The 23,726-nt window shown below is 60.8% G+C and carries 25 protein-coding genes; 9 read left to right on the top strand and 16 right to left on the bottom strand.

The window, feature by feature from the left end:
- Positions 1 to 260 precede the first annotated feature (260 nt).
- Complete coding sequence (locus tag MPJ51_RS05220; RefSeq protein ID WP_298382784.1) at positions 261 to 1,124, top strand: DUF1989 domain-containing protein; 864 nt, start codon at positions 261 to 263, stop codon at positions 1,122 to 1,124.
- Between the two features lie 34 nt (positions 1,125 to 1,158).
- On the opposite strand, the gene deoD is transcribed toward MPJ51_RS05220, so the two are convergent.
- From deoD to MPJ51_RS05235, 3 genes are all read right to left on the bottom strand, one after another.
- The gene (gene deoD, locus MPJ51_RS05225) at positions 1,159 to 1,866 is read right to left on the bottom strand and encodes a purine-nucleoside phosphorylase (RefSeq protein WP_298382786.1); all 708 of its coding nucleotides are present in this window, start codon (positions 1,864 to 1,866) and stop codon (positions 1,159 to 1,161) included.
- 19 nt (positions 1,867 to 1,885) lie between these two features.
- The gene (locus MPJ51_RS05230) at positions 1,886 to 2,203 is read right to left on the bottom strand and encodes an H-NS histone family protein (RefSeq protein WP_298382789.1); all 318 of its coding nucleotides are present in this window, start codon (positions 2,201 to 2,203) and stop codon (positions 1,886 to 1,888) included.
- Between the two features lie 124 nt (positions 2,204 to 2,327).
- Positions 2,328 to 4,295: a protein meaA gene (locus tag MPJ51_RS05235; RefSeq protein WP_298382793.1), complete on the bottom strand. Its 1,968-nt coding sequence runs from the start codon at positions 4,293 to 4,295 to the stop codon at positions 2,328 to 2,330.
- 146 nt (positions 4,296 to 4,441) lie between these two features.
- Here MPJ51_RS05235 and MPJ51_RS05240 point away from each other — a divergent pair, with 146 nt between their 5' ends.
- The 7 genes from MPJ51_RS05240 (at position 4,442) to MPJ51_RS05270 (ending at position 11,335) form a co-directional block, all read left to right on the top strand.
- Entirely contained in the window at positions 4,442 to 5,812 is a 1,371-nt protein-coding gene (locus tag MPJ51_RS05240) for a 1-acyl-sn-glycerol-3-phosphate acyltransferase (RefSeq protein ID WP_298382795.1), read from the top strand.
- A gap of 114 nt (positions 5,813 to 5,926) precedes the next feature.
- The gene (gene ccrA, locus MPJ51_RS05245) at positions 5,927 to 7,213 is read left to right on the top strand and encodes a crotonyl-CoA carboxylase/reductase (RefSeq protein ID WP_298382797.1); all 1,287 of its coding nucleotides are present in this window, start codon (positions 5,927 to 5,929) and stop codon (positions 7,211 to 7,213) included.
- A 205-nt stretch (positions 7,214 to 7,418) separates the two neighbouring features.
- The gene (locus MPJ51_RS05250; RefSeq protein WP_298382954.1) at positions 7,419 to 7,637 is read left to right on the top strand and encodes a hypothetical protein; all 219 of its coding nucleotides are present in this window, start codon (positions 7,419 to 7,421) and stop codon (positions 7,635 to 7,637) included.
- Positions 7,576 to 8,295, top strand: a complete 720-nt coding sequence (locus MPJ51_RS05255) for an autoinducer binding domain-containing protein (protein ID WP_298382799.1) — start codon at positions 7,576 to 7,578, stop codon at positions 8,293 to 8,295. The genes MPJ51_RS05250 and MPJ51_RS05255 overlap by 62 nt, the downstream gene beginning before the upstream one ends.
- Positions 8,296 to 8,376: 81 nt before the next feature.
- On the top strand, positions 8,377 to 9,015 hold the full coding sequence (locus MPJ51_RS05260) for an acyl-homoserine-lactone synthase (protein ID WP_298382801.1): 639 nt from the start codon (positions 8,377 to 8,379) through the stop codon (positions 9,013 to 9,015).
- A 62-nt stretch (positions 9,016 to 9,077) separates the two neighbouring features.
- Positions 9,078 to 10,610 (top strand): AAA family ATPase, encoded by a 1,533-nt coding sequence (locus MPJ51_RS05265; RefSeq protein ID WP_298382806.1) that lies wholly within the window; start codon positions 9,078 to 9,080, stop codon positions 10,608 to 10,610.
- A complete protein-coding gene (locus MPJ51_RS05270) occupies positions 10,607 to 11,335 on the top strand; it encodes an SDR family oxidoreductase (protein ID WP_298382808.1) in 729 nt (242 codons plus the stop codon). Before MPJ51_RS05265 ends, MPJ51_RS05270 begins: the two co-directional genes overlap by 4 nt.
- Before the next feature lie 13 nt (positions 11,336 to 11,348).
- On the opposite strand, the gene MPJ51_RS05275 is transcribed toward MPJ51_RS05270, so the two are convergent.
- From MPJ51_RS05275 to trpS, 13 genes are all read right to left on the bottom strand, one after another.
- Positions 11,349 to 12,113, bottom strand: a complete 765-nt coding sequence (locus MPJ51_RS05275) for a TIGR02186 family protein (protein ID WP_298382813.1) — start codon at positions 12,111 to 12,113, stop codon at positions 11,349 to 11,351.
- A gap of 2 nt (positions 12,114 to 12,115) precedes the next feature.
- Positions 12,116 to 13,036: a sulfite exporter TauE/SafE family protein gene (locus tag MPJ51_RS05280; RefSeq protein WP_298382816.1), complete on the bottom strand. Its 921-nt coding sequence runs from the start codon at positions 13,034 to 13,036 to the stop codon at positions 12,116 to 12,118.
- A gap of 257 nt (positions 13,037 to 13,293) precedes the next feature.
- A complete protein-coding gene (locus tag MPJ51_RS05285) occupies positions 13,294 to 14,259 on the bottom strand; it encodes an ABC transporter permease (protein WP_298382819.1) in 966 nt (321 codons plus the stop codon).
- Positions 14,259 to 15,353, bottom strand: a complete 1,095-nt coding sequence (locus tag MPJ51_RS05290; protein ID WP_298382822.1) for an ABC transporter permease — start codon at positions 15,351 to 15,353, stop codon at positions 14,259 to 14,261. The genes MPJ51_RS05285 and MPJ51_RS05290 overlap by 1 nt, the downstream gene beginning before the upstream one ends.
- A 1-nt stretch (position 15,354) precedes the next feature.
- Positions 15,355 to 16,884, bottom strand: a complete 1,530-nt coding sequence (locus MPJ51_RS05295; RefSeq protein ID WP_298382825.1) for an ABC transporter ATP-binding protein — start codon at positions 16,882 to 16,884, stop codon at positions 15,355 to 15,357.
- 89 nt (positions 16,885 to 16,973) lie between these two features.
- Complete coding sequence (locus MPJ51_RS05300; protein ID WP_298382828.1) at positions 16,974 to 17,972, bottom strand: BMP family ABC transporter substrate-binding protein; 999 nt, start codon at positions 17,970 to 17,972, stop codon at positions 16,974 to 16,976.
- A gap of 159 nt (positions 17,973 to 18,131) precedes the next feature.
- Positions 18,132 to 18,545: a GNAT family N-acetyltransferase gene (locus MPJ51_RS05305; RefSeq protein ID WP_298382831.1), complete on the bottom strand. Its 414-nt coding sequence runs from the start codon at positions 18,543 to 18,545 to the stop codon at positions 18,132 to 18,134.
- The gene (gene tsaB / locus MPJ51_RS05310; RefSeq protein ID WP_298382833.1) at positions 18,542 to 19,132 is read right to left on the bottom strand and encodes a tRNA (adenosine(37)-N6)-threonylcarbamoyltransferase complex dimerization subunit type 1 TsaB; all 591 of its coding nucleotides are present in this window, start codon (positions 19,130 to 19,132) and stop codon (positions 18,542 to 18,544) included. The genes MPJ51_RS05305 and tsaB overlap by 4 nt, the downstream gene beginning before the upstream one ends.
- A complete protein-coding gene (locus MPJ51_RS05315) occupies positions 19,122 to 19,685 on the bottom strand; it encodes a NifU family protein (protein WP_298382835.1) in 564 nt (187 codons plus the stop codon). The genes tsaB and MPJ51_RS05315 overlap by 11 nt, the downstream gene beginning before the upstream one ends.
- 69 nt (positions 19,686 to 19,754) lie before the next feature.
- Entirely contained in the window at positions 19,755 to 20,348 is a 594-nt protein-coding gene (locus MPJ51_RS05320; RefSeq protein ID WP_298382838.1) for a 2-hydroxychromene-2-carboxylate isomerase, read from the bottom strand.
- A 10-nt stretch (positions 20,349 to 20,358) separates the two neighbouring features.
- Positions 20,359 to 20,814, bottom strand: coding sequence for a universal stress protein (locus tag MPJ51_RS05325; RefSeq protein ID WP_298382842.1), 456 nt, complete (start codon positions 20,812 to 20,814; stop codon positions 20,359 to 20,361).
- A 60-nt stretch (positions 20,815 to 20,874) separates the two neighbouring features.
- Positions 20,875 to 21,738 (bottom strand): branched-chain amino acid aminotransferase, encoded by an 864-nt coding sequence (locus MPJ51_RS05330; RefSeq protein ID WP_298382845.1) that lies wholly within the window; start codon positions 21,736 to 21,738, stop codon positions 20,875 to 20,877.
- Between the two features lie 55 nt (positions 21,739 to 21,793).
- Entirely contained in the window at positions 21,794 to 22,825 is a 1,032-nt protein-coding gene (trpS, locus tag MPJ51_RS05335) for a tryptophan--tRNA ligase (protein WP_298382849.1), read from the bottom strand.
- An 86-nt stretch (positions 22,826 to 22,911) separates the two neighbouring features.
- Between trpS and MPJ51_RS05340 the strand changes: the two genes are divergently transcribed.
- The gene (locus tag MPJ51_RS05340; RefSeq protein ID WP_298382853.1) at positions 22,912 to 23,598 is read left to right on the top strand and encodes a rhomboid family intramembrane serine protease; all 687 of its coding nucleotides are present in this window, start codon (positions 22,912 to 22,914) and stop codon (positions 23,596 to 23,598) included.
- Positions 23,599 to 23,726: the final 128 nt, after the last annotated feature.

The following is a 23,726-nucleotide window of genomic DNA, read 5'->3' on the forward strand; positions in this document are numbered from 1 at the left end:
GGAATAGGCAAAGCAAACGGATGCCTGTCCTTCTTCTTGTTCTCGCGGCCGGGGTGTTTGCCTATTTCCTCTGGCGGGCCCGTACGTCATCCCTGACACGTGAATGCCGTTGGCGGCAGCATAGGGCCGAGGGTCTGTGGCGGTGCAGTTTTTGCGGTGCGGTCTCGCAGTCTGATGTGCAACCAATGCAATGTCTGAAAGGGCAGGAATAGCGTAATTCCGGGGTTCCCAGACGGCGCGAACTGGGTCACTCTGCGCCCATGTCCAATGTCGAGAACACGCCAACCCCGCCCGCAGATGCCGAGGCCCGCCGCGCCGTGGCGCCGGTTATCTGTTATCCGAATGACAGCCTGCCTGGCCCCGATTTGCCGTGGATGCAAGAAGTTCGAAATCAGGCCGAGAAGATCGGCGAAACCTTGATTCCAGCACGTGAGGCGCGGTGTTTCGAGGTTCCCGCCGGGCATTTCTTTCGCATCACCTCGGTCGAGGGGCCGCAGGTCGGTGATCTGAATCTATGGAATCTGCGCGATCTGTCCGAGCGGTTCTATTCCGGCAAGACCCGCGCGTTGCACGGCACCCATCTGACGGTAGGAGAGAGAATGTGGTCCAGCTTTCCCTTTCTGCGTCCGATGGCGACCATCACGACGGACACGCTGGGCTGGTACGGGATTGATGAGTTCGGCGGCTCGGTCCATGATGTGATCGGCACGCGCTGCGATCCCTATACCGGCAATTTGCTGTCGGGGACGCAGTACCACCATTGCTGCCATTCCAACCTGACCCGCGCGCTGGCCGATCACCTGAACATCCCGCTGACCGAGGCTGAACCGGCCGTCCATGACGTTCTGAACGTCTTCATGTGTACGGGCTTCACCCGCGATACCGGGCAATATTTCATGAAAGCCTCACCGGTTCGGCCCGGCGATCACCTTGAATTCTTTTCGGAAATCGATCTTCTGGGCGGGCTCAGCGCCTGTCCGGGGGGCGATTGTTCGTCAGAACATTCCTCGGACACCGCCGCATGCTATCCCCTGCTGGTCGAGGTTTTTGCCCCGCCCAAAGAGGCATTGATAGGATGGCAGAGCCCGGCGCCAAACGGGTATGACCGTTCGCACGGGCGGTGAGGCGGGCGCGAGGGCGCGCCTGCCTGTGTCGGTTTCAGTTCGGGAATGCCGCCTGAAGGGCGATTTCCACCATGTCACCAAAGCTGCTTTCGCGTTCAGATGAGGGCAGCGCCTCACCCGTCAGCAGGTGGTCCGATACGGTCAATACGGCCAGTGCCCGGCAGTTGTGGCGGGCCGCCAGAATATACAGCTCGGCCGCCTCCATTTCGACGCCCAGAATGCCATGCCGCACCATCTGTTCGTTCAGATCGGGCCGTTCGTCATAGAACACGTCAGAGGAATAGATGCCGCCCACATGCGTTGGCGTTCCCTTGGCCTGTGCCGCCGCAGCAGCAGCCTGCAACAGGCCCCAATCGGCGCAGGGGGCAAAGTTCAGCTCTTTCATGATGCCACGCGACGGGGTGCTGAGCGTGGTGGAGGTCATCGCCAGAATGACGTCCCGCACTGCAACCTTGTCCTGCATGCCACCGCATGATCCGATGCGGATCAGGGTCTTGGCACCGTAGTCCCGGATCAACTCGTTCACGTAAATGGACAGGGACGGCATTCCCATGCCGCTGCCCTGAATGGTGACCGGGTTGCCGTTCCAGGTGCCGGTAAAGCCCAGCATGCCGCGCACGTTGTTAATTTGTTTGACGTCGCTCAGAAACGTTTCCGCCGCCCATTTCGCACGATACGGGTCGCCGGGTAAAAGAACCGTTTCCGCGATTTCGCCCTTTTCTGCGCCAATATGAATTGTCATTGAGAAACGCGACCCCTGATCAGATTTCCAGATCGGAAATATCAGCGCCCGATTTCAACGCATCGTGAACCCATTGCGGTTTACGTCCACGGCCTGTCCAGGTCTGTTCCGGATCGGCAGGGTTGCGATATTTCGGTTTGGCCTTGGTGCCCTTGGCCGAACGCTGCGCACCGGACGACAGTTCGGACAGCGAGAACCCGAATTCAGCGGCCGCTTTTTCAGCGGCTTTCAGGGCTTCTTGCCGCTCGCGAACTTCCGCTGTTTTCAGGGCTTTTTCGATATTATCGCGCAATTCCAGCAATTCCTTGCGCGACATTTTTTCAAGATTGATCCCCATCATCCTACTCCATAGCTTCCAGATTATGCCTGAGACTGCGGCGCAACCTAGTGGCATTTGAATGCATTATCTATCCCCATTTTTATTTGGGGATAGAATTGAAATAGTGACGGTACGTCCTAATTTATTCTGCGGCTAAGTTTTGCGGATCAACCAAAGTCACAATATCCCCCATAATTGCGTTCAATTCGAAATTCTTGGGGGTGTAGACTTTGGAAACGCCCATTTGTTTCAGCCTTTCGGCATCTTCATCGGGAATGATGCCGCCAACCACCACCGGGATATGAGAAAGACCGGCGGCAGACAGCCGGGTCATCACGTCCTGCACCAAAGGCAGGTGGCTGCCGGACAGGATCGACAGCCCGATGACATGGGCGTCTTCATCGGCGGCGGCGGCCACGATTTCTTCGGGCGTCAGGCGGATGCCTTCATAGGTGATGTCCATGCCGCAATCGCGGGCGCGGAAGGCGATTTGTTCGGCACCGTTGGAATGCCCGTCAAGACCGGGCTTGCCGACCAGGAATTTCAGGCGGCGACCCAGGCTGTCGCTGACCGCATCGACGGCAGCGCGCAGATCGTCCAGCCCTTCGGTCTTGTTCGAAACCGAGCCGGACACCCCGGTCGGGCCGCGATAGGTGCCATAGGCTTTGCGCATCTCCTCGGCCCATTCGCCGGTTGTGACACCGGCCTTGGCGGCTGCAATCGACGGCTCCATCACGTTCCGGCCCGTTTGTGCAGCTTCGCGCAATGCGGTAAGAGCGGCCGAAACCGCTGCGTCATCGCGATCCGAACGCCAGTCGTTCAAACGGTTGATCTGCTCCTGTTCAACCGCCGGATCGACAACCATGATGCCGCCATCTTCGGTCTGCAGGGGCGAGGGTTCGCCTTCGATCCACTTGTTCACACCGACGACGACGGTCTCATTCCGTTCGATCCGGTTCAGGCGATCCGCGTTCGAATCCACCAGACGGGACTTCATATATTCGATCGAGGCTACTGCGCCGCCCATCGACTCCAGATTGGCCAGTTCGGCCCGGGCGCCCTCTTTCAACTCTTCGACCTTGGCATCCACGGCGGGGTTGCCATCGAACAGGTCGCCATATTCCAGCAGGTCGGTCTCATAGGCCAGAATCTGCTGCATCCGCATCGACCATTGCTGATCCCACGGGCGCGGCAGACCCAGAGCCTCGTTCCACGCAGGCAGCTGCACGGCACGGGCGCGGGCTTTTTTCGACAGGGTCACCGCCAGCATTTCGATCAGGATGCGGTAGACGTTGTTTTCCGGCTGCTGCTCGGTCAGGCCCAGCGAGTTCACCTGCACGCCATAGCGGAATCGACGGTATTTCGGGTTCTCGACCCCGTAACGTTGTTGCAGGATTTCGTCCCAAAGATCGACGAATGCCCGCATTTTGCACATTTCGGTAACAAAGCGGATGCCTGCATTCACGAAAAACGAGATGCGCCCGCAAAGCGCCGGGAAATCCTCGGCCGGGACACGGGGGCGCAGCTCGTCCAGGACCGCGATGGCGGTGGCCAGCGCGTAGGCCAGTTCCTGTTCGGGCGTCGCACCCGCCTCTTGCAGGTGATAGGAACACACATTCATCGGGTTCCATTTCGGCACGTTCGTATAGCAATACTCGGCCACATCCGCGATCATCTTCAGCGAGGGCTTTGGCGGGCAGACATAGGTGCCGCGGCTGAGATATTCCTTGATCAGATCGTTCTGAACCGTGCCCTGCAGTTGGGCGACATCCGCGCCCTGTTCCTCGGCCACAGCAATATAAAGCGCCAACAGCCATGGGGCCGTGGCGTTGATCGTCATCGAAGTGTTCATCTGTTCCAGCGGAATCTGATCGAACAGGACCCGCATGTCGCCCAGATGGCAGACCGGAACGCCGACCTTGCCAACCTCGCCCCGCGCCAGCGTGTGGTCGCTGTCATAGCCGGTCTGAGTCGGCAGGTCGAAAGCCACCGACAGGCCGGTCTGCCCCTTGGCCAGATTGCTACGATACAGCGCGTTCGACGCCTGCGCGGTCGAGTGACCGGCATAGGTTCGAATAAGCCAGGGGCGATCTTTCTGCGACTGCGTCATGGGCGGGCCTCATATTTCCGATGGGTAACAAAATTACGCACGAGGCTTCTAAATCGCAATTTTACGCACATGTCAATTCGCTGCGTTGCGGCATCCCGCTGTTTCTACCGATTGTGAGTGGTCGCGTTTGGTGGCACTGTGCCCCGATGACGCAAACCGTGGAACTTCCGCTTTGGCTGTTTGTGCTGATCGTGGTCTTTGCTGCGGTCACATTTGCCTCGCATTTTCTGTTCCCATCGGTGCGGTGGTTCTTTCGCAGACGGCTGGAACGCGCGGTGGCGCGGCTGAACGAGCGGCTGCAACGTCCGATCCAGCCCTTCAAGCTGGCGGGGCGTCACGACATGATCCAGCGGTTGATCTATGATCCGCAGGTCAGCAAGGCGGTACAGAAACACGCGCAGGAACAGGGCGTGCCCGAGGCGGTGGCATCGGAAACCGCCCGTCGCTATGCGCGCGAGATCGTGCCGTCCTTTTCCGCCTTTGCCTATTTCAGTTTCGCCATCCGTCTGTCCCGGTTGCTGAGCAATGCTTTCTATAACGTGCGCCTCAGCTATCAGGATGAAGAGGCGATCAATACGATCGATCCGCAGGCCACCGTGGTGTTCGTCATGAATCATCGCAGCAATATGGATTACGTGCTGGTCACCTATCTGGCCGCGCGCCGGTCGGCGCTGTCTTATGCGGTGGGCGAATGGGCGCGGGTCTGGCCGCTCAGCCGGTTGATCCGGGCGATGGGGGCTTATTTCATCCGGCGCAAGTCGGGCAGTGATCTGTATCGGCAGGTGCTGGCCAGCTATGTGCGCCACGCGACCGAGGCCGGGGTGACCCAGGCCATGTTCCCCGAAGGCGGGCTGAGCCTGACCGGTCAACTGGGCCGCCCCAAGCTGGGCCTGCTGAAATACATCATTGACGGGTCCGATCCGCAGGGGCGGGATGTGGTGTTTGTTCCGGTTGCCCTGAACTATGACCGGGTGCTTGAGGATACGGTCCTGACCGCTGCCGCCCTTGGCACCGACCGCCGCTTTCGGGCGCGGATCGGGGTGATCACCCGCTGGACATTGAAACAGATCTGGCGGCGGCTGATCGGGCGCTACAAACGGTTCGGCATGGCCTCGGTCCGGTACGGGCAGCCGATTTCGCTGCAGACGTTTCGCGAGCATCACCAGCGCGACCTGACCACCGATCTGGCGCGTGAGTTGATGCGCCGCATCGCGGGCGCGATTCCCTTTGTCCCTCTGCCCGCCATATGTCGTCTGGTAAAGGAGAACGGAGAGGTGCCCGAAGCACATCTGTTCCGCCTGTTAGGCGGCGACCTGTCCGAGGACACCATGCGGGCGGTTCAGGATGCGGTCGACCAGCTTGTCGACCGGCGTATTCTGGTGCGGGATCAGGATGTTTTGCGCCCTTCGGGTCAGCGTTCGGATTTGCTGGCTTATTATGCGGCTTCGGCTGCGCCGGGTGCTCCACCACCTGATGCTGCGATTGCGAAAAGTATTTCTGCATCTGCTGGGTCATAAAATTTCAAAAACAATACCAAAAACGGTTGCAATATTTCTTTGCCGTTAATATTCCATGCTTGGAAGGCCGCGATTCTGCGTCGCGGCGTAATCTATTGCATGAAGGAGGCCAGCATGGCTTTGGACGTTGACAGCGGCATCGCATCGTACGAGGCGCCGGAAAAAGACCTCTATGAGATGGGTGAAATCCCTCCGATGGGATATGTGCCTAAACAGATGTATGCATGGGCCATCCGCAAGGAACGCCATGGCGAGCCCGACACCGCCATGCAGCTTGAGGTCGTCGATGTGCCCAAGCTGGACAGCCACGAGGTGCTGGTCCTCGTGATGGCGGCGGGCGTGAACTATAACGGCGTCTGGGCCTCGCTGGGTAAGCCGATCAGCCCGTTTGACGGGCACGGCCAGCCTTTCCATATCGCGGGGTCCGATGCCTCGGGTATCGTCTGGGCCGTGGGCGACAAGGTCAAGCGCTGGAAAGTTGGCGATGAGGTCGTGATTCACTGCAATCAGGATGATGGTGATGACGAGCACTGCAATGGCGGTGATCCGATGTATTCGGCCAGCCAGCGCATCTGGGGGTATGAGACGCCGGACGGGTCATTCGCCCAGTTCACCAATGTGCAGGCGCAGCAGTTGATGCCGCGTCCCAAGCATCTGACCTGGGAAGAAAGCGCCTGCTACACGCTGACGCTGGCCACCGCCTACCGGATGCTGTTCGGGCACGAGCCGCACGATCTGAAGCCGGGCCAGAACGTTCTGGTCTGGGGTGCTTCGGGCGGTCTGGGTTCTTACGCGATCCAGTTGATCAACACGGCGGGTGCCAATGCAATCGGCGTGATCTCGGACGAAAGCAAGCGCGACTTTGTCATGGGTCTGGGCGCCAAGGGCGTTCTGAACCGTAAGGATTTCAACTGCTGGGGCCAACTGCCCACGGTGAACACGCCGGAATATGCCGAGTGGTTCAAAGAGGCGCGCAAGTTCGGCAAAGCCATCTGGGACATCACCGGCAAGGGCGTGAATGTCGATATGGTGTTTGAACATCCCGGCGAAAGCACCTTCCCCGTTTCCACCTTCGTGGTGAAAAAGGGCGGCATGGTCGTGATCTGCGCTGGCACCACCGGCTATAACCTGACCTTCGACGTGCGCTACATGTGGATGCACCAGAAACGTCTGCAGGGCTCGCACTTTGCGCACCTGAAACAGGCGGCTTCGGCGAACCAGTTGATGGTCGAGCGTCGCTTGGACCCCTGCATGTCCGAAGTGTTCACCTGGAACGACCTGCCCGAGGCGCATATGAAGATGATGCGCAACGAACATAAGCCGGGCAACATGTCGGTTCTGGTTCAGGCACCGCGCACCGGCATGCGCACCCTGGAAGAGGTGCTTGCCGCCCGCGGTTGAACGTTAACGTTTTAGTCAAAACACCCGCGCAACGTTGTGTCGTTGCGCGGGTGTTATGCTATTTGGCGTCATGTCCAGCGTTTTCAACGACCTACGGAAAATGCCCCCCCTATTTCTGGGGAGTAGAAAGCAGTGAATATGCCACATAACCTTGTGCATGTTATGGTTGTGTTAACCCTTCGTTAACTAATTCGGGGACACCCTGATGGCGCAAAATGAGTGGATATTGGACGTGTTGTCGGACCTCAACGCCTTTGCGGTGGCGAACGGGTTGACCGCGCTGGCTGAGCAGCTTGACGATACCAGGCTGATCGCAGCGGCCGAGATTGCGTCCAAGCAGGATGAGGTACGGGCGCCCGCGAATGGTAGCAAAGGTCGATTTGAGCCGAATTCCGGAGGATTTGGAAAACACCAGCACGCTTGAAGAGCTGACGGGTGTCGCGGTTGGTTTGCGCGACAAGCTGAAACTGGACCATATCATCTATCACTGGGTTGACGGCGCCGGGGACCAATATGGTTTCACCACCTATCCCGACGTTTGGGCCGAACGTTATCAGGACCGAAATTACCACCGTATCGACCCGGTCATTCTAGGCTGCTTCCAACGCTTTCATCCGGTCGATTGGAAGCAGCTGGATTGGTCGGGAAAGGCCGTGGCGGCGTTCCTGCAGGATGCACGTGATCACGGGGTGGGCAATCAAGGCTATTCGATCCCGCTGCGCGGCCCAAGTGGCCAGTTTGCCCTGTTTACGGTCAACCATTCTTGTGATGATGACACTTGGCGAAATTTTGTTGCCACCTACGGGCATGACCTGATCCTGACCGCCCATTTCCTGAACCGCAAAGCGCTGGAATTTGCCCGGGACCGGCAGCCTGAAAACCGGCGGGGGTTATCCCCGCGCGAGATTGACGCGATGACCCTGCTGGCGTTGGGTTATAGCCGTGCGCAGGTGGCCCATTCCCTGTCAATCTCGGAACACACGTTGCGCGCCTATATTGAAAGCGCCCGGTCCAAACTGGGCGCGCAAAACACAACCCATGCCATCGCCACCGCGCTCAGTCGAGGGTTAATCGTCGTTTAAGCAACGCACGGTGGTCTCATCGTTAATTAACCATGTCTTTGTACTCCCTTTGTTCCAGTTGGACGACAAGGGGAAAAAGTCATGCTGCGTTATGTGTATGCGGATGAATTGCACAAATTTCCGGACCTGGCCGAGGGGATGTTTCGCGACCGCGCGGATCAGTTCAAAACCCGTCTGGGGTGGGATGTTCACGTTGATAAAAACGGGCATGAGCGGGATCAATATGACGATCTGAACCCGCTCTATGTGATTTGGGAGGAGGCGGATGGCAGCCATGGTGGCTCGATGCGTATCCTGCCGACAACCGGGCCGGTCATGATTAACGATGTCTTCGGGCACCTGACGGGCGGCGCGCCGATTCGCAGCCCTCTGATCTGGGAGGTGACGCGCTTTTGCCTGTCCCGCACCGCCAGCCCGCACACCGCCGGAGCCATCATGCTCAGCGGGGGTGAGGTGATGGAAGGCTTCGGCCTGACCCATATCGCGGGGGTGTTCGATGCGCGGATGATCCGCATTTACCGGCTGATCGGCTCATCGCCCACGGTTTTGGGCTCGCAGGGCAAGGGGCGGGATCAGATTTCGGTCGGTCTGTGGCCCTATTCGTCAGACGATTGCAACCGCGTGGCCGAGCGTGCCGGTATCCCGCGTGAGCTGTCGCGCCTGTGGTTCCGCACCGCATTCGGCAACACGGCACAGCACCGGTTTGCCTTGTCCGCCTGACGGGCGCGGAAAATCGAATTCCGCATCTGGCCGAGGCTGGCGCAGCCCTGTAGGGTCGCGCCATGTCCTTGCCCCAAGTCACCTTTTCCGAAGACCAGGCCGCCGCGTTCGACAGTATCTCTGAGATGCTGAAATCGGCAGGCGTCGATCTGGATGACGATGCGCTGCTAAAGCTGCCCGGCACCGGAAAATCCGGGGTCATGGCGGTGATCGGTAAGGCCGGATCGGGCAAAACCCTGTTGCTGGCCGAGCTTTACAAGGCGTTGGCGGACAGCGGCGTTCAGGTCGTCTCGGGCGATTTCGAAAGCCGCAAGAACCGGGACAAGCGCAGTTTGGCCATTCTGGCGCCGACCAACAAGGCCGCCAGCGTCTTGCGCCTGCGCGGGGTGCCCGCAACGACCATTCACCGCATCCTTTATACGCCGGTCTATGACCCCGAATATGAACGCATCGCCGAATGGCTGGCGGGCAATGACGAGCGGCCCGAGATTGAGGGCCTGACAGATGAGGCGCTGGACCGTGCCGCGGCCTTTTACGCCAACAACAAATCCATTCCCGGGGCGCTGGCGGCGGCTGGTCTGCGGGGCTCGGACTTCATCACCGGTTGGAAACGCCGGGATGAGCCGCTGGATATCGGGTTCATCGACGAAGCGTCGATGCTGGACGACCGGCAGTTCGAGGATTTGAAGGAGATCTTCCCGACCCTGCTGCTGTTCGGCGACCCGGCGCAGTTGGCGCCGGTCAATCAATCCGGCTCGATGGTGTTTGAGGGCCTGCCGGAGCCGCGCAAGCTGGTTCTGCACCGGGTGCATCGGCAGACGGCGGACAACCCGATCCTCGATCTGGCCCATGCCCTGTCCGATCCTGCCATGGGGTTCGAGGATTTCGAACGCCTGATCGAAGACACCGCTCGCAAGGATGACCGTGTGGTCTGGGGTCAGCGGGTCGAGGTTGATCTGATGGCCCGCAGCCCGGTGCTGGTCTGGCGCAACGCCACGCGCATCCGCCTGATCCAGGCCTTCCGCAGCGTCCACAGCGCCCCGGATACCGAGCTGCTGGAGGGTGAGCCGCTGATCTGCGACGGTATCGAACTGCCGTTGAAGCATCGCAAGAAACGGCTGGACCTTGAGGCGCGCGGGCTGATCAAGGGCGCGCAGGTGATCTATCTGGGGCCGGGGCGCAAACCGGGCTTTTCGCGGTTGCATGTGATGGGGGCCGAGGACCCTCAGGTCAGTGCGGCATCCATCGTGCAGATCGAAAAGCCGGATGAGGAAGAACCGTTCATCCCCTATGCCGCACGCATGGGGGCGACCTTTCTGCATGGCGCGGCGGTCACGATCCACAAGGCACAAGGTTCGCAATGGGATACGGTTCAGGTCTTTGCACCTGACATTTATGCCGCCGCCCGCATGGGCCGGACCGAGGCCGGGCAGCCCTTGTGGAAGCGTCTGGCCTATGTCGCCATCACCCGCGCGCAGCAGCGGCTGATCTGGGTGGTGCGCAACCGCTTGTCCAAGCCGACGCATCCGCTGCGGGTGGACGATCTGCGGGCCGTCCCCGCCGCATCGCTGATATTGGAGGCGGAAGAGACATGAAGACCATCATCGTCACCGGCGCAAGTTCCGGCATCGGTCGCGCCACCGCCGAGCTGTTTCTGGCCGAGGGCTGGACCGTCGGCCTGTTGGCGCGCCGCGCTGACGTTTTGACTGACATGGCCGAGCCGCATGAAAACGCCGTCCCGCTGGTGGCGGATGTGACCGACGCAGATGCCGTGGATCGCGCTTTTGCTGATTTCACCGACCGGGCCGGGCGGCTGGATGTGCTGTTCAACAATGCCGGTGTCTTTGCGCCGGGCGGTACGATTGACGAGATCAGGTTGGAGGATTGGGCGCAGACCGTGGATGTGAATCTGAACGGGATGTTCCTGTGCGCCCGCGCCGCTTTTGCCACGATGCGGCGGCAGTCGCCGCAGGGCGGACGGATCATCAATAACGGGTCGATCTCGGCGCATGTGCCGCGCCCGAATTCGGTGCATTACACGACCACGAAACACGCCATCACCGGGTTGACGCGCAGCCTGTCGCTGGACGGGCGGGCCTTTGACATCGCCTGCGGGCAGATCGATATTGGTAACGCAAGGACACCACTGGTTCAGGATCTGGTCGATGCCGCCATTGCCGAAGGGCGTACACCCGACCCAACCATGGCGGTCGAAAACGCCGCCGCCTCAGTGCTGCATATGGCCAATCTGCCGCCCGAGGCGAATGTGCAGTTCATGACCGTGATGGCCACGACCATGCCCTATATCGGGCGTGGCTGAAGCACTATAGCGGTCACTTCTCCCGCAGCAGGCGGAACGCGGTCGAGGCCCCCCAGCCAGCGGCGATGGCAATGGCCAGCGACATCAGGCCATACCAGATCGGCTGCTCGCGCGACATGTTGTAGAGGAACCGTTCCAGTCCGACCTTGCGCACGTCGATGACGGTTTCGAACTGTGACACGACCTCACCCCCGCGGGTCAGGAAGATGCGCGCCAGATAGTCGCCCTCTGTCAGGTCGGCAGGCATTTCGATCGAGGTTCTGAACAGGGTCTGTTCATCCACCGCAACGGTGTTTTCGCGGATCGAATACAGGTCCTCGGCCTCGCGGATACGGATCACGGCGTCCGCGAATTCCTGTGCGCCGCGGATATGCATGGCAGCCCCGACCGAGCGGATCGCGCGTTCGATCGAGACGCGATACCGCAGGTCCTCGGTATCGGTCAGGATGTCATTGAAGGGCGCGCTGGTGGCGACGGCGTAAAAGCTGGGCGCGGAATCGACCAGCACACTGTCCGTATTCACCCAGATGCCAAGCTTGCGTTCCTTGCGCCGAACGGTCACCGGCTCTGACGGGCCAACAACCGACACGATCACCTCAAGCGGAGGGCCGGGGGGGATCGGGGCTTCGCGTTTGACGGCGCCAAAGATCAGAATTTCAGAGCCGTCGAAATTGGCGGTGATCGACACGCGATCCTGGCTGAGGCCCAGAACCACCTGTTCTTCGGCGGCAGCGGCAGGCAGGCAAAGCAGGCAGAGGGCGGCTATCCAACGCAACATGATCAGTGCCCTCCTTCATCGCCAAGCGAGAACAGCTCGGCCGGTTCCAGCAGCAGATCAAGGCCCAGCTTGCCGCAGACCACAAGGACCAGCGCCGCCAGCAATACGCGCAGCTGTTCGGCAGGCATGCGGGCGCCAATGACGGTGCCGATCTGCGCCCCGACAACGCCGCCCACCAGCAACAGCACCGCCAGCACCACGTCGACCGTGTAGTTGGTCGTGGCGTGCAGCATGGTGGTAAAGGCGGTGACGAAGATGATCTGGAACAGCGAGGTGCCAACAACCACCTTGGTCGGCATGCCCAGCAGATAGATCATCGCAGGCACCATGATAAAGCCGCCGCCGACGCCCATGATGGCCGACAGGATGCCCACGAACAGGCCCACAAACAGCGGCGGGATGACCGAGATATAAAGGCCCGAGGTCCGGAACCGCATCTTGAAGGGCAGGGCGTGAATCCAGCTGCGCTGACGGCGTTTGGGCGGGGTTGCCCCGGCCTTGCGCGACCGGCGCAGCGCATTGACGCTTTCGATGAACATCAGGCTGCCGATTATGCCCAGAAAGACCACATAGCACAGCTTGACCAGCAGATCGACCTGACCCAGGCTTTTGAGATAGTTGAAGATAATCACACCCAGCGCCGCGCCGGTCAGGCCCCCGATCAACAAGACAAATCCCATCTTCAGATCGACGGTCTTTCGTCGGAAATGCGCCAGCACGCCGGAAAAGGACGACGCAACGATCTGGTTCGCTTCGGTCGCCACCGCAACAGCGGGGGGGATGCCGATGAAAAACAGCAGTGGGGTCATCAGAAACCCGCCGCCGACGCCGAACATGCCGGACAGAATACCGACCATACCGCCCAGCCCAAACAGCAGGAAGGCGTTGACGGAAACTTCGGCGATAGGAAGGTATATCTGCATGGCTACTTCTAAACGGTCCGGGCTGCGCCGAGCAACGCGACAGAGCCTTTGAAAACGCGAAAATGGCTGAACGGACCGCAGTATACGGGCCGTGAAGGTCGCATCCTGAATGTCATCCGGTCAAAAGGGGATACCATCTTGGCCGCGGTGAACTGGGACACTTCCATACCCCTTTAGAGCGGTTGCGACATGCAAAATCAACTCCGCATGCCGCTCTGCAGCGAACAGGACTGAACTTTGGTCCTAAACTGGACTTATCAGCGTTCCTTTACATAGGGTTCGCCGCCTGCGCGCGGGGGGACGGCCTTGCCAACGAAGCCCGCCAGAATCACCACCGTCAGGATATAGGGCAGGGCGTCCATGACCTGCACCGGGATTACCACACCGCCCAGATCAATGTTCTGGAACCGCAGGGCAATCGCCTGCAGCAGGCCGAACAGCAGACAGGCCCCCATCGCCTGCCAGGGTCGCCATTTCGCAAAGATCAGCGCGGCCAGCGCGATGAACCCGCGCCCGGCGGTCATGTCCTTGACGAACCCGGCTTGCAGGGCGGTGGCCAGATACGCTCCGGCGATGCCGCACAGCACGCCGCAGATGGCAACGGCGGCATAGCGCAGCCCGACGACCGAGACACCGGCGGTGTCCACGGCGGCGGGATTTTCCCCCACCGCGCGCAGGCGCAGGCCGAATCGGGTGCGGAACAGAATCCACCAGGTCAGTGGCACCATCAGAAAGGCGACATAGACCAGGATGGAATGGCCCGAGAGCAGCTCGGAATAGATCGGCCCGATGACCGGCACGTCACTGAGCGCATCGGCAAAGGGGAAGGTAATCGGCTCGAACCGGCCATTGCCGAACAGCGACGGCGTGCGCCCGCCCTGGCTGAACCAGCTTTGGGCGACCAGAACGGTCATGCCCGCCGCCAGAAAGTTGATTGCCACGCCCGAGATCAGCTGATTGCCCCGGAACGTGATCGAGGCCAGCCCATGCAGCCCCGACAGAATCAGGGATGAGGCGATGCCTGCCAGCAGCCCCAGCCAGACCGAACCCGTTACCGCCGCAATGGCGGCTGAAAAGAAGGCGGCCATCAGCATCTTGCCTTCAAGCCCGATGTCGAAAATCCCGGCGCGTTCGGAATACAGCCCGGCCAGACAGGCCAGCAGCAGCGGAACCGCCAGACGCACGGTGCTGTCCAGCACCTGGATGAGGGTCAGGAAATCCATCACGCCGACTCCTTCCGCAGCGCCATGAACAGCTTTTCAAGCGGCATCCGCACCATGTTGTCCAATGCGCCGGTAAACAGGATGACCAGCGCCTGAATAACCACGATCAGTTCGCGGGGGATGGACGCCCAAAGGGCCAGTTCGGCGCCGCCCTGATACAGGAACCCGAACAGAAGTGCTGCCAGAAAGACGCCGAACGGATGTGACCGCCCCATCAGGGCCACGGCGATACCGATGAAACCGGCCCCTTCGGTCGAGTTCAGGACCAGCCGTTCCGCCTCACCCATCACGTTGTTGATTGCCATCAGGCCGGCCAGCGCGCCCGAGATCAACATGGCGACGATAGTGATGCGCACGGGCGAGATACCGGCATAGACCGCGCCGGTCTCGGAATGGCCATAAGCGCGGATCTCATACCCCAGGCGGGTGCGCCAGATCAGCGCCCAGACCGCTACACAGGCCAGCAGCGCGATAAAGAAGGTGATGTTCGCCGGAGCCCCCCGGAACAGAACGTTGTCTGCGGTCGAGAACATCGACTGGAAGGTCGGCAGATGCACGGTTTCGGGGAACCGCGCGGTCGCCGGGTCTTGCGAGCCCTGCGGCCGCATGATGTTGACCAGCATATAGTTCAGGAACGCCGCCGCGATAAAGTTGAACATGATCGTGGTGATCACGATATGGCTGCCGCGTTTGGCCTGCAGATAGGCCGGAATGGCAGCCCAGGCCGCACCAAACAGCATCGACGCCGCGCAGGCGGCCAGCAGTGCGATGCTCCAATGGGGCCAGTCAACGTACAGACAGACCATGGCCACACCGAGCCCGCCCAGCATCGCCTGCCCTTCACCCCCGATATTGAACAGCCGTGCATGAAAGGCGACTGCGACCGCCAGCCCGGTGAACATGAAGTTGGTGGCGTAGTAGAGCGTATAGCCCCAGCCATAGGTCGATCCCAGCGCGCCGGTGACCATCAGGTTCACCGCCTCGACCGGGTTTTCGCCAATGGCGAGGATCACCAGCGCCGACAGGATTGCGGCCAGTAGCAGGCTGATCAGCGGGATCAGCACCACATCGGCCCATTTGGGCATCTTTTCCATGTTACGCGGCCTCTCCCGCAACGCCGGCCATCAGCAGGCCCAGTTCTTTTTCATCTGTCTCATGGGGCAGACGCTCACCCATGATATGTCCGTCGAACATCACCGCGATCCGGTCGGACAGCGAGAAGATCTCCTCCAACTCGACCGAGACCAGCAGGATCGCCTTGCCCCGATCGCGCAGGGCGACGATCTGTTTGTGGATGAATTCGATGGCGCCGATATCCACGCCGCGGGTCGGCTGACCAACCAGCAGCAGGTCGGGGTTGCGCTCAATCTCGCGGGCGACAACGATTTTCTGCTGGTTCCCACCCGAAAAGCTTTTGGCCGCCAACCAGCCATCGGGCGGGCGCACGTCGAACTTCTCCATCTTGGCTTCGGTATCGGCGCGCAGGGCGGCGTTATCCATGAAAAAGCCGCGCTTGTAGGCCGGGTCCCGGTGATAGCCGAAGGCCACGTTTTCCCAGGCGTGGAAATCCATGATCAGACCTTCGCGCTGCCGGTCTTCGGGGACATGGGCGATGTGTTGCGCACGGCGCGCCTGACCATCCGACCCCGCGCCGCTGAGCGCCAGAGGCTTTCCGTTCAACCTGATCGACCCTTGTCCGGGGCGCATCCCGCCCAGAACTTCCAGCAGTTCGGATTGTCCATTGCCCGCCACGCCCGCGATGCCGACGATCTCACCCGCGCGGACGGTCAGGTCGATGCCTTTGACACGCTCGACCCCGGCCGAGTCGAAGACGCGCAGGTTTTCGATTTCCAGAATGGGTTCGCCGGGATGGGCAGGAAACTTGTCGACCTGCAGCAGAACCTTGCGGCCCACCATAAGTTCGGCCAATTCCTGCGGGTTGGTTTCGGCGGTTTTCACCGTCGCCGTCATCTGCCCGCGGCGCATCACCGACACCGTGTCGGTGTTTTCCATGATCTCGCGCAGCTTGTGGGTGATCACGATGATCGTCTTCCCCTCGGCCCGCAGCCGGTCGAGGATGCGAAACAGCTGATCGGCCTCGGATGGCGTCAGCACCCCGGTGGGTTCATCCAGAATCAGGATTTCAGCCTTGCGATACAGCGCCTTGAGGATTTCGACACGCTGTTGCATGCCCACGCCGATCTCATCAATGCGCTTGTCGGGGTCCACGAACAGCTCGTATTCCTCCTCCAGCGCTTTCAGTTCCTTGCGGGCCTTGGCCAGGGACGGGGCCAGCAGCCCGCCATCCTCGGCGCCCAGAACGATGTTTTCCAGAACGGTGAAATTTTCGACCAGCTTGAAGTGCTGGAACACCATCCCGATCCCGGCGGCAATTGCGGCCTGACTGTCGGGAATGTCGGTCCTGGTGCCGTTGATCCAAATCTCACCTTTGTCGGCTTTGTAAAAGCCGTAGAGAATGCTCATCAGCGTGGATTTGCCCGCACCGTTTTCACCGATGATCCCATGGATCGTACCGGGGGCGACGCTGATCGAGATGTCTTTGTTGGCCTGAACCGGCCCAAAGGCTTTGGATATCCCTTTGAGCTCAATGGCGGGGACGGTCATGTCTTGTCCTCAAATTGCCGAAAGGGCCGCAGTTGCACAACGCGGCAGAGTGGATGGGGCCGGAGGGTTACCCTCCGGCCCGCACGATATCAGAACTGCAGTGCCGGGCAGCTGTCGTTCTCGTAGTAGCTGACGACCGAGATGTTGCCGTCGATGATGTCCTGACGCGCCTTGTCGACCGCGCCTTTCATGTCATCCGAGACCAGCGGCGCGTTGTTGTCGTCCAGCGCATAGCCCACGCCTTCTTCAGCCAGACCCATCTGGAACACGCCGGTTTCCAGACCGTCGCCTGCTTTCATCGCGTCATAGACGGCGACGTCCACGCGTTTCAGCATCGAGGTCAGAACCTTGCCCGGATGCAGGTGGTTCTGGTTGCTGTCCACGCCGATTGACAGAATGCCCTCGTCAGCGGCGGTTTGCAGCACGCCCACACCGGTGCCGCCCGCGGCAGCATAGATCACGTCAGCGCCCTGGCTGATCTGCGCTTTGGTCAGTTCCGAACCCTTCACCGGGTCATTCCATGCGGCGGGGGTGGTGCCGGTCATGTTGGCGACAACTTCGATCTCGGGGTTCACCGCCTTGGCGCCCTGCGCATAGCCGCAGCCAAAGTGGCGGATCAGCGGGATATCCATGCCGCCGATAAAGCCGACAGTGCCCGATTCCGAGGCCATTGCCGCCATCATGCCCACAAGGTACGAGCCCTCATGTTCGGCAAAGCCGATCTGGCGGATATTGGGGATGTCCAGCCAGTTCACGTCCACCGCGACGAATTTGGTGTCGGGATAGTCACCCGCAACAGCCGACAGCGGGTCGGCCATGCCAAAGCCCATGGTGATGATCGGGTTGGCACCGGCTTCTGCAAAGCGGCGCAGGGCCTGCTCGCGCTGGGCTTCGGACTGAATCTCGATCTCGCGATAGCTGCCACCGGTTTCTTCGGCCCAACGGGATGCGCCGTTATGGGCGGCCTCGTTGAACGACTTGTCGAACTTGCCGCCCAGGTCAAAGATCAGGGCCGGTTCGGCCATGGCCGCACCTGCGGTCAACGCGATGGCGGCGGCAGCGCCCATCAAGGATTTCATCAGGGTCATTTCATACTCCCGTTTGTTATAGTTGGTCCGAGGCCAGGACAGCCCCCAAAGGTCACTCATGCGTGAGCATACCTGTTGTGATGGCGGGAATTAAGGCCGTTTGCAACACCAAGGGTCAATAGAATTTTGACCAAGTGGTTGAAAAAATCGCTCACGACCCTAGGGCAAGGCGCGTTCCATGAGGATTGCATCGGCATTCGGGCCGTCTTTGCGCTGATAATACGCTTTGCGCATGCCGCACCGGCTATAGCCGCAGCTTTCATACAGCGCGATGGCTGCGGCATTGTCGGCGGCGACCTCAAGAAAAGCGCGGGTTGCCCCCTGTTTTTGCGCGGCGGCGTGCCAGTCGGCCATGCGGTGCAGGGCCAATCCCTGACGCTGATTGTCGGGATGGGTTGCAATGGTCAGCAACTCGGCTTCATCCGCGATGACCTGAAACAGGGCAAAGCAGCGCGCATCGCCGATGGCCTGCGTAAAGGGGTTGGTCAGCAGGTCCGCGAATTCCTTGGCCGACCATGGGCGGGCGTCGCGAAACGCCGCCGCGTGGGTCAGGGCCATGTCCAGCGGTGTCATCCGTCCAGCAACACGGGTGGCGTGTCTTTAGACGGTGCAGCATCCGCCGGGCGGATATAAAGCGGGGCCGGTGGTTCGGCCTGCGCGATGTTGCGGCGGGCGGCCACGGTGGCGATGGCACGCGCTTGGGCGGCGGGGTCGTCGCAGTAGAACAACGGGCCGGGAAGGTCGGTCTGCGCGGGGGTGATCAGCTGAGGGGCTTCGTCCGGCAGCTGAACATAAACCTGTTCGCGCGGGGCGCGGATGGCGGGGATATGCCCTTTTGGGGCCAGCTCGGCCAGCGCATCGAACCCGTTGACGCCGATGGCCGGAACCTCCAGCCCCAATGCCAGCCCGCGTGCGGCAGAGACCGAGATGCGGATGCCGGTGAAATTGCCTGGGCCGACGCCCACGGCGATTGCGTCCAGATCCTGCCAACTGCATCCGACCTCGGCCAGCAGTTCCTCCAGCAAGGGCATCAGCCGTTCGGCCTGCCCGCGGGACATGGATTCGGCCCGCGCCGCCTCGATACGGCCAGCGCGCAGCAAAGCGGCCGCGCAATGCGCGGCCGATGTGTCAAATGCCAGTATCGTCGGGTCAGACGGCAACCGGGCGAACCTCGGTCACTTCGGGGATGTAATGGCGCAGCAGGTTCTCGATCCCCATTTTCAGCGTCAGGGTCGAGGACGGGCAGCCCGCGCAGGCCCCTTGCATGTGCAGATACACCACACCGCGATCAAAACCGTGGAAGGTGATGTCGCCGCCATCCTGCGCCACAGCAGGGCGCACGCGGCTGTCCAGCAGGTCCTTGATCTGATCGACGATATCCGAATCCTCACCGGTGTGTTCGGCATGGGCCGGAGCGGTTTCCACTCCTGCGCCCATGACCGGCTGGCCGGACTGGTAATGTTCCATCACCGCACCCAGAATCGCGGGTTTGATGTGGTCCCATTGTACGTCGTCCGATTTGGTCACGGTGACGAAATCATTGCCGAAGAACACGCCGGTCACGCCGCTGACGGCAAAGATGCGCTGCGCCAAAGGCGACTTCTCGGCCGCCTCGGCCGAGGGGAAATCGGCGGTGCCCGCGTCCAGAACCGTCTGACCGGGCAGAAACTTCAAGGTTGCCGGGTTGGGCGTGGATTCGGTCTGGATGAACATGGCGCGGCTCCGTTTAGGTTGCCACTGATATGCGCGCAGGGACCGGCGAAGTCAAGATTTGGAACCGTTCTAAATTGTCAGAGCGTAAGAAATCGCATCATCCAGCCGGTCATCGCCCCAGAACAGCTCGTCCCCGGCGACGAAACTGGGGGCACCGAATATGCCTCGTGCCTTGGCGCGTTCAACCTGTTCAAACAGCTCGGCCTTGATGTCGGCATCGCCGATGCGGGTCAGCAGATCGGGTGAGAGACCCGCGTCTGCAAGACACTCTGCCAGAACCTCTGCATCCGAAATATCACGCCCCGCCCCGAATTCCGCCGCATAGACCGCGCGCGTAAATTCGGCGCGCTGATCTGGGGCTTCGATGGCCAGCGCCAGCCGCGCGGCTTTCAGACTGTTCTGCGGAAATGCAGCGGGCCGCTGAAACGGCAGGTCGCGCGCGGCGGTCAGCCGTTCCATATCGCGCCACATATAGCGCCCCTTGGCCGGGTAAATGTTGAACGGAGAGTTCTTCCACCCCTGTTCGGCAAAGATCGGCCCCAGCAGGAAGGGCTGCCATGACACGCTGACGCCCTTGGCCGAAGCCGCCTGTTCGATCCGCATGGCGCTGAGATAGGAATAGGTCGAGGCGAAATCGAACCAGAATTCCAACTGTGCGCCCATCGCGATGCCCTCAGGTGATCTCTTCCAGCTTTTCCTTGCTCAGATCGCCCGGCACGATGGTAATCGGAATCGGCAGGCTGCCCGAGTTCTTGGTTAGCTGCGTCACCAGCGGGCCGGGGCCCTTCTTGTCGGTGCCCGCGCCTAGAACAAGCACGCCGATCTCAGGGTCGGATTGCACATGTTCGATGATCTGTGGCACCGGATCGCCTTCGCGGATGGCCAGTTCCGGTTCCACATCTTGCTTGTCGCGCATCCATTTGGCGAACACTTCGAAATGGGCGTGGATACGTTCGCGCGCTTCTTCGCGCATCACCTCGGCGACGCCGATCCAGTGGTTGAACTCATCCGGGGGGATGACAGACAGAATTGTGACGCCACCGCCTGTATGCGCCGCGCGCATTGCCGCAAAACGCATCGCGTTCAGGCATTCGCGGCTGTCATCCAGAACGACCAGAAATTTGCGCATGATTATCCTCGATTATTTTCCGGGATCATGCCCGACCCGATACGTGCTGGCAACCGGAACCTAGCGCGTGCCGACCGCCCAGTCCCAATACATTTCCCGCGCGCGGCGGGCAATGGGGCCGACCTGATATTGCGTGCCGTCCAGCGCCGTGACCGGGGTGACCTTGCTCATGTTGCCGGTCATGAAGACCTCATCCGCGTTGTGGAAATCGTCAAAGCTCAGCACGGCTTCGTGCACAGTCACACCATCGGCGCGCAGGTTCTTGATGTGCCGTGCGCGGGTGATCCCGGCCAAAAAGGTGCCGTTGGGGATGGGGGTAAAGACCTCGCCATCGCGGGCCATGAAGATATTGGCGGTGGCGGTTTCGGCCACGTGTCCCATCGCATCGGCGACCAGGGCGTTGGCGAATCCCTTGGCGCGCGCCTCGCGCAGCATCCGGGCGTTGTTGGGGTAGAGACAGCCCGCTTTGGCGTTCACCACCGCCGATTCCAGCACCGGGCGGCGGAATTGCGTGGTGGTCAGCGTGGTCGAGGCGGTGGCGGGCGCCATCGGAATTTCCTCAAGGCAGATGGCAAAACCGGTGCTGCCGTCCTTGGGCACAATCGTCGTGGCGTCGCCGTCGATGCCCCAATACATCGGGCGGATATAGACCGCGGCATCCGGCCCAAAGGTTTGCAGGCCCTCGCGGATGATCTCGACCATGTCTTCGGTGGTGACGGACGGCGTCAGCATCAGCGCCTCGGCCGAGCGGTTCACGCGGGCGCAATGGGCGTCCAGATCGGGGGCCACCCCGTCAAAGAACCGCGCGCCGTCAAAAACCGACGATCCCAGCCACGCGCCATGATCCGCCGCCCGCATGATCGGGGCGTTCCCGTCATGCCATTGACCGTCGAAATATGTGCGGATGTTTGTCCCGGCTGCCATCATGCCCTCCCAAGCTTTTGGCAAAGCTAGGAGGGTGATGGGCAGAGGTCCAGTTTTACGCGCCGTTTTTTGCGCCGACCATCCCCACGATCTCGTAGGTCTGCTGCACGATCGGTGCTGCAATCGCGCGCGCCCTGTCCGCGCCGCGGGCCAGAATCCGGTCAATCTCGGCCTGATCGTTCATCAACCGCGCCATTTCGGACGAGATCGGGGCCAGTTTGGTCACCGCCAGTTCCGCCAGCATCGGCTTGAATTCACCGAACTGTTTGCCACCGACCTCGGCCAGAACCTGCTGGGGCGTTTGTTCGCACAGGGCGGCATATACATTCACCAGATTGCGCGCTTCGGGCCGGTCGTCCAGGCCATCAATCTCGGAGGGCAGGGCGTCGGGGTCGGTTTTGGCCTTGCGGATCTTCTTGGCGATGGTGTCCGCATCGTCGGTCATGTTGATGCGGCTCATGTCAGAGGGATCGGATTTCGACATCTTCTTGGACCCGTCCCGCAGGCTCATCACCCGCGTGGCGGCGCCTTCGATGACCGGCTCGATGACGGGGAAGAAATCGACACCGAAATCGTGGTTGAACTTGATCGCGATGTCGCGGGTCAGCTCAAGATGCTGTTTCTGGTCGTCCCCAACAGGCACATGGGTGGCGTGATAGGTCAGAATGTCCGCCGCCATCAAAGCCGGATAGGCAAACAGGCCCAGCGAGGCGTTCTGCTGGTTCTTGCCCGCCTTGTCTTTCCACTGGGTCATCCGCTGCATCCAGCCCATCCGGGCGACGCAGTTGAAAATCCAGGCCAGTTGCGCGTGTTCCGGCACCTGGCTTTGGTTGAACAGGACCGATTGCTCGGGGTCGATGCCAGCCGCAATGAAGCCCGCGCACAACTCGCGCGTGTTGTGCCGCAAATCCGCAGGGTTTTGCCATGTGGTGATCGCGTGCAAATCAACCATGCAATAGATGGTTTCGAAATCCGCGCTCTGCATATCCACAAAGCGCTTCATCGCGCCAAGATAGTTGCCCAATGTCAGCCCGCCCGAAGGCTGGATGCCGGAAAACACGCGGGGCGTGAATTGGCTATCGGTCATCGAAGGGAACTCCCGTCTGGAAAAATCAGCCCTCGTCGCTTACCCATGAGGCCAAGGGACGTCAACAGCCGCGAAAGGCCCGCCCAATGAGCAGTGCGCATTATACACCGCCCGTGAACCCCCTGCCGCCCGTAGTGGTGGCGCTGGTGCTGTTCATCATGGGGATCGAACTGGCCTTCATGGCAGGCTCGCGCGGGCTGATCGGAGGGCTAGCGGCAGTGGGCTGGCGGTCCGCAGCGATTGAGAGTTATTCGTTCTACACAAGCCAATTCGATTGGATGCTGCAAACTGGAGAGTGGCGGCTCGAATATCTTAAACGTTTGGTCACCTATCCGTTTGTCAATTATACTTTCACAAGGGCTTTGTTCGTATGCGTGTTCGTATTGGCGCTGGGAAAATTAGTCGCTGAAGTTTTTGGCAGCCTCCCAATGTTATTGGTCTTTGTTTTGTCGGGCGTTGGCGGTGCCCTGATCTTCGGTTTGCTTCTTGGGTCAGGCGCGCAGCTGGTTGGCGGGTTTCCTTGCGTATACGGCTTGATCGGGGCGTTTACTTGGCTGCTTTGGCGCAAACTATCGCTAGTTGGGGAAAACCAAGCACGGGCGTTTCAACTGATTGCCGTGCTGATGGGTATTCAGTTTTTGTTTCGGCTACTGTTTGGCGGTGCCCCCGATTGGGTCGCTGATCTGGGCGGGTTTGCCACCGGGTTTGGGCTGTCCTTCCTTCTGGCCCCGGGCGGCTGGGCGCGGATCGTCAGCCGTATCCGGCGTGAGTGATCAGGACCGGCGCAGGGCGCGTTTGAAGTCCGAAATCTCGAACGCCTTGAACAGGTGACCCAGAAAGAAATAGGTGGCCGCCGCAACCTTGATCAGCAGGATCAGTGCCAGATAGCGCCAGCCCGACA

The organism is Ruegeria sp., from assembly GCF_028066395.1.
Taxonomy (GTDB): Bacteria; Pseudomonadota; Alphaproteobacteria; order Rhodobacterales; family Rhodobacteraceae; genus Ruegeria.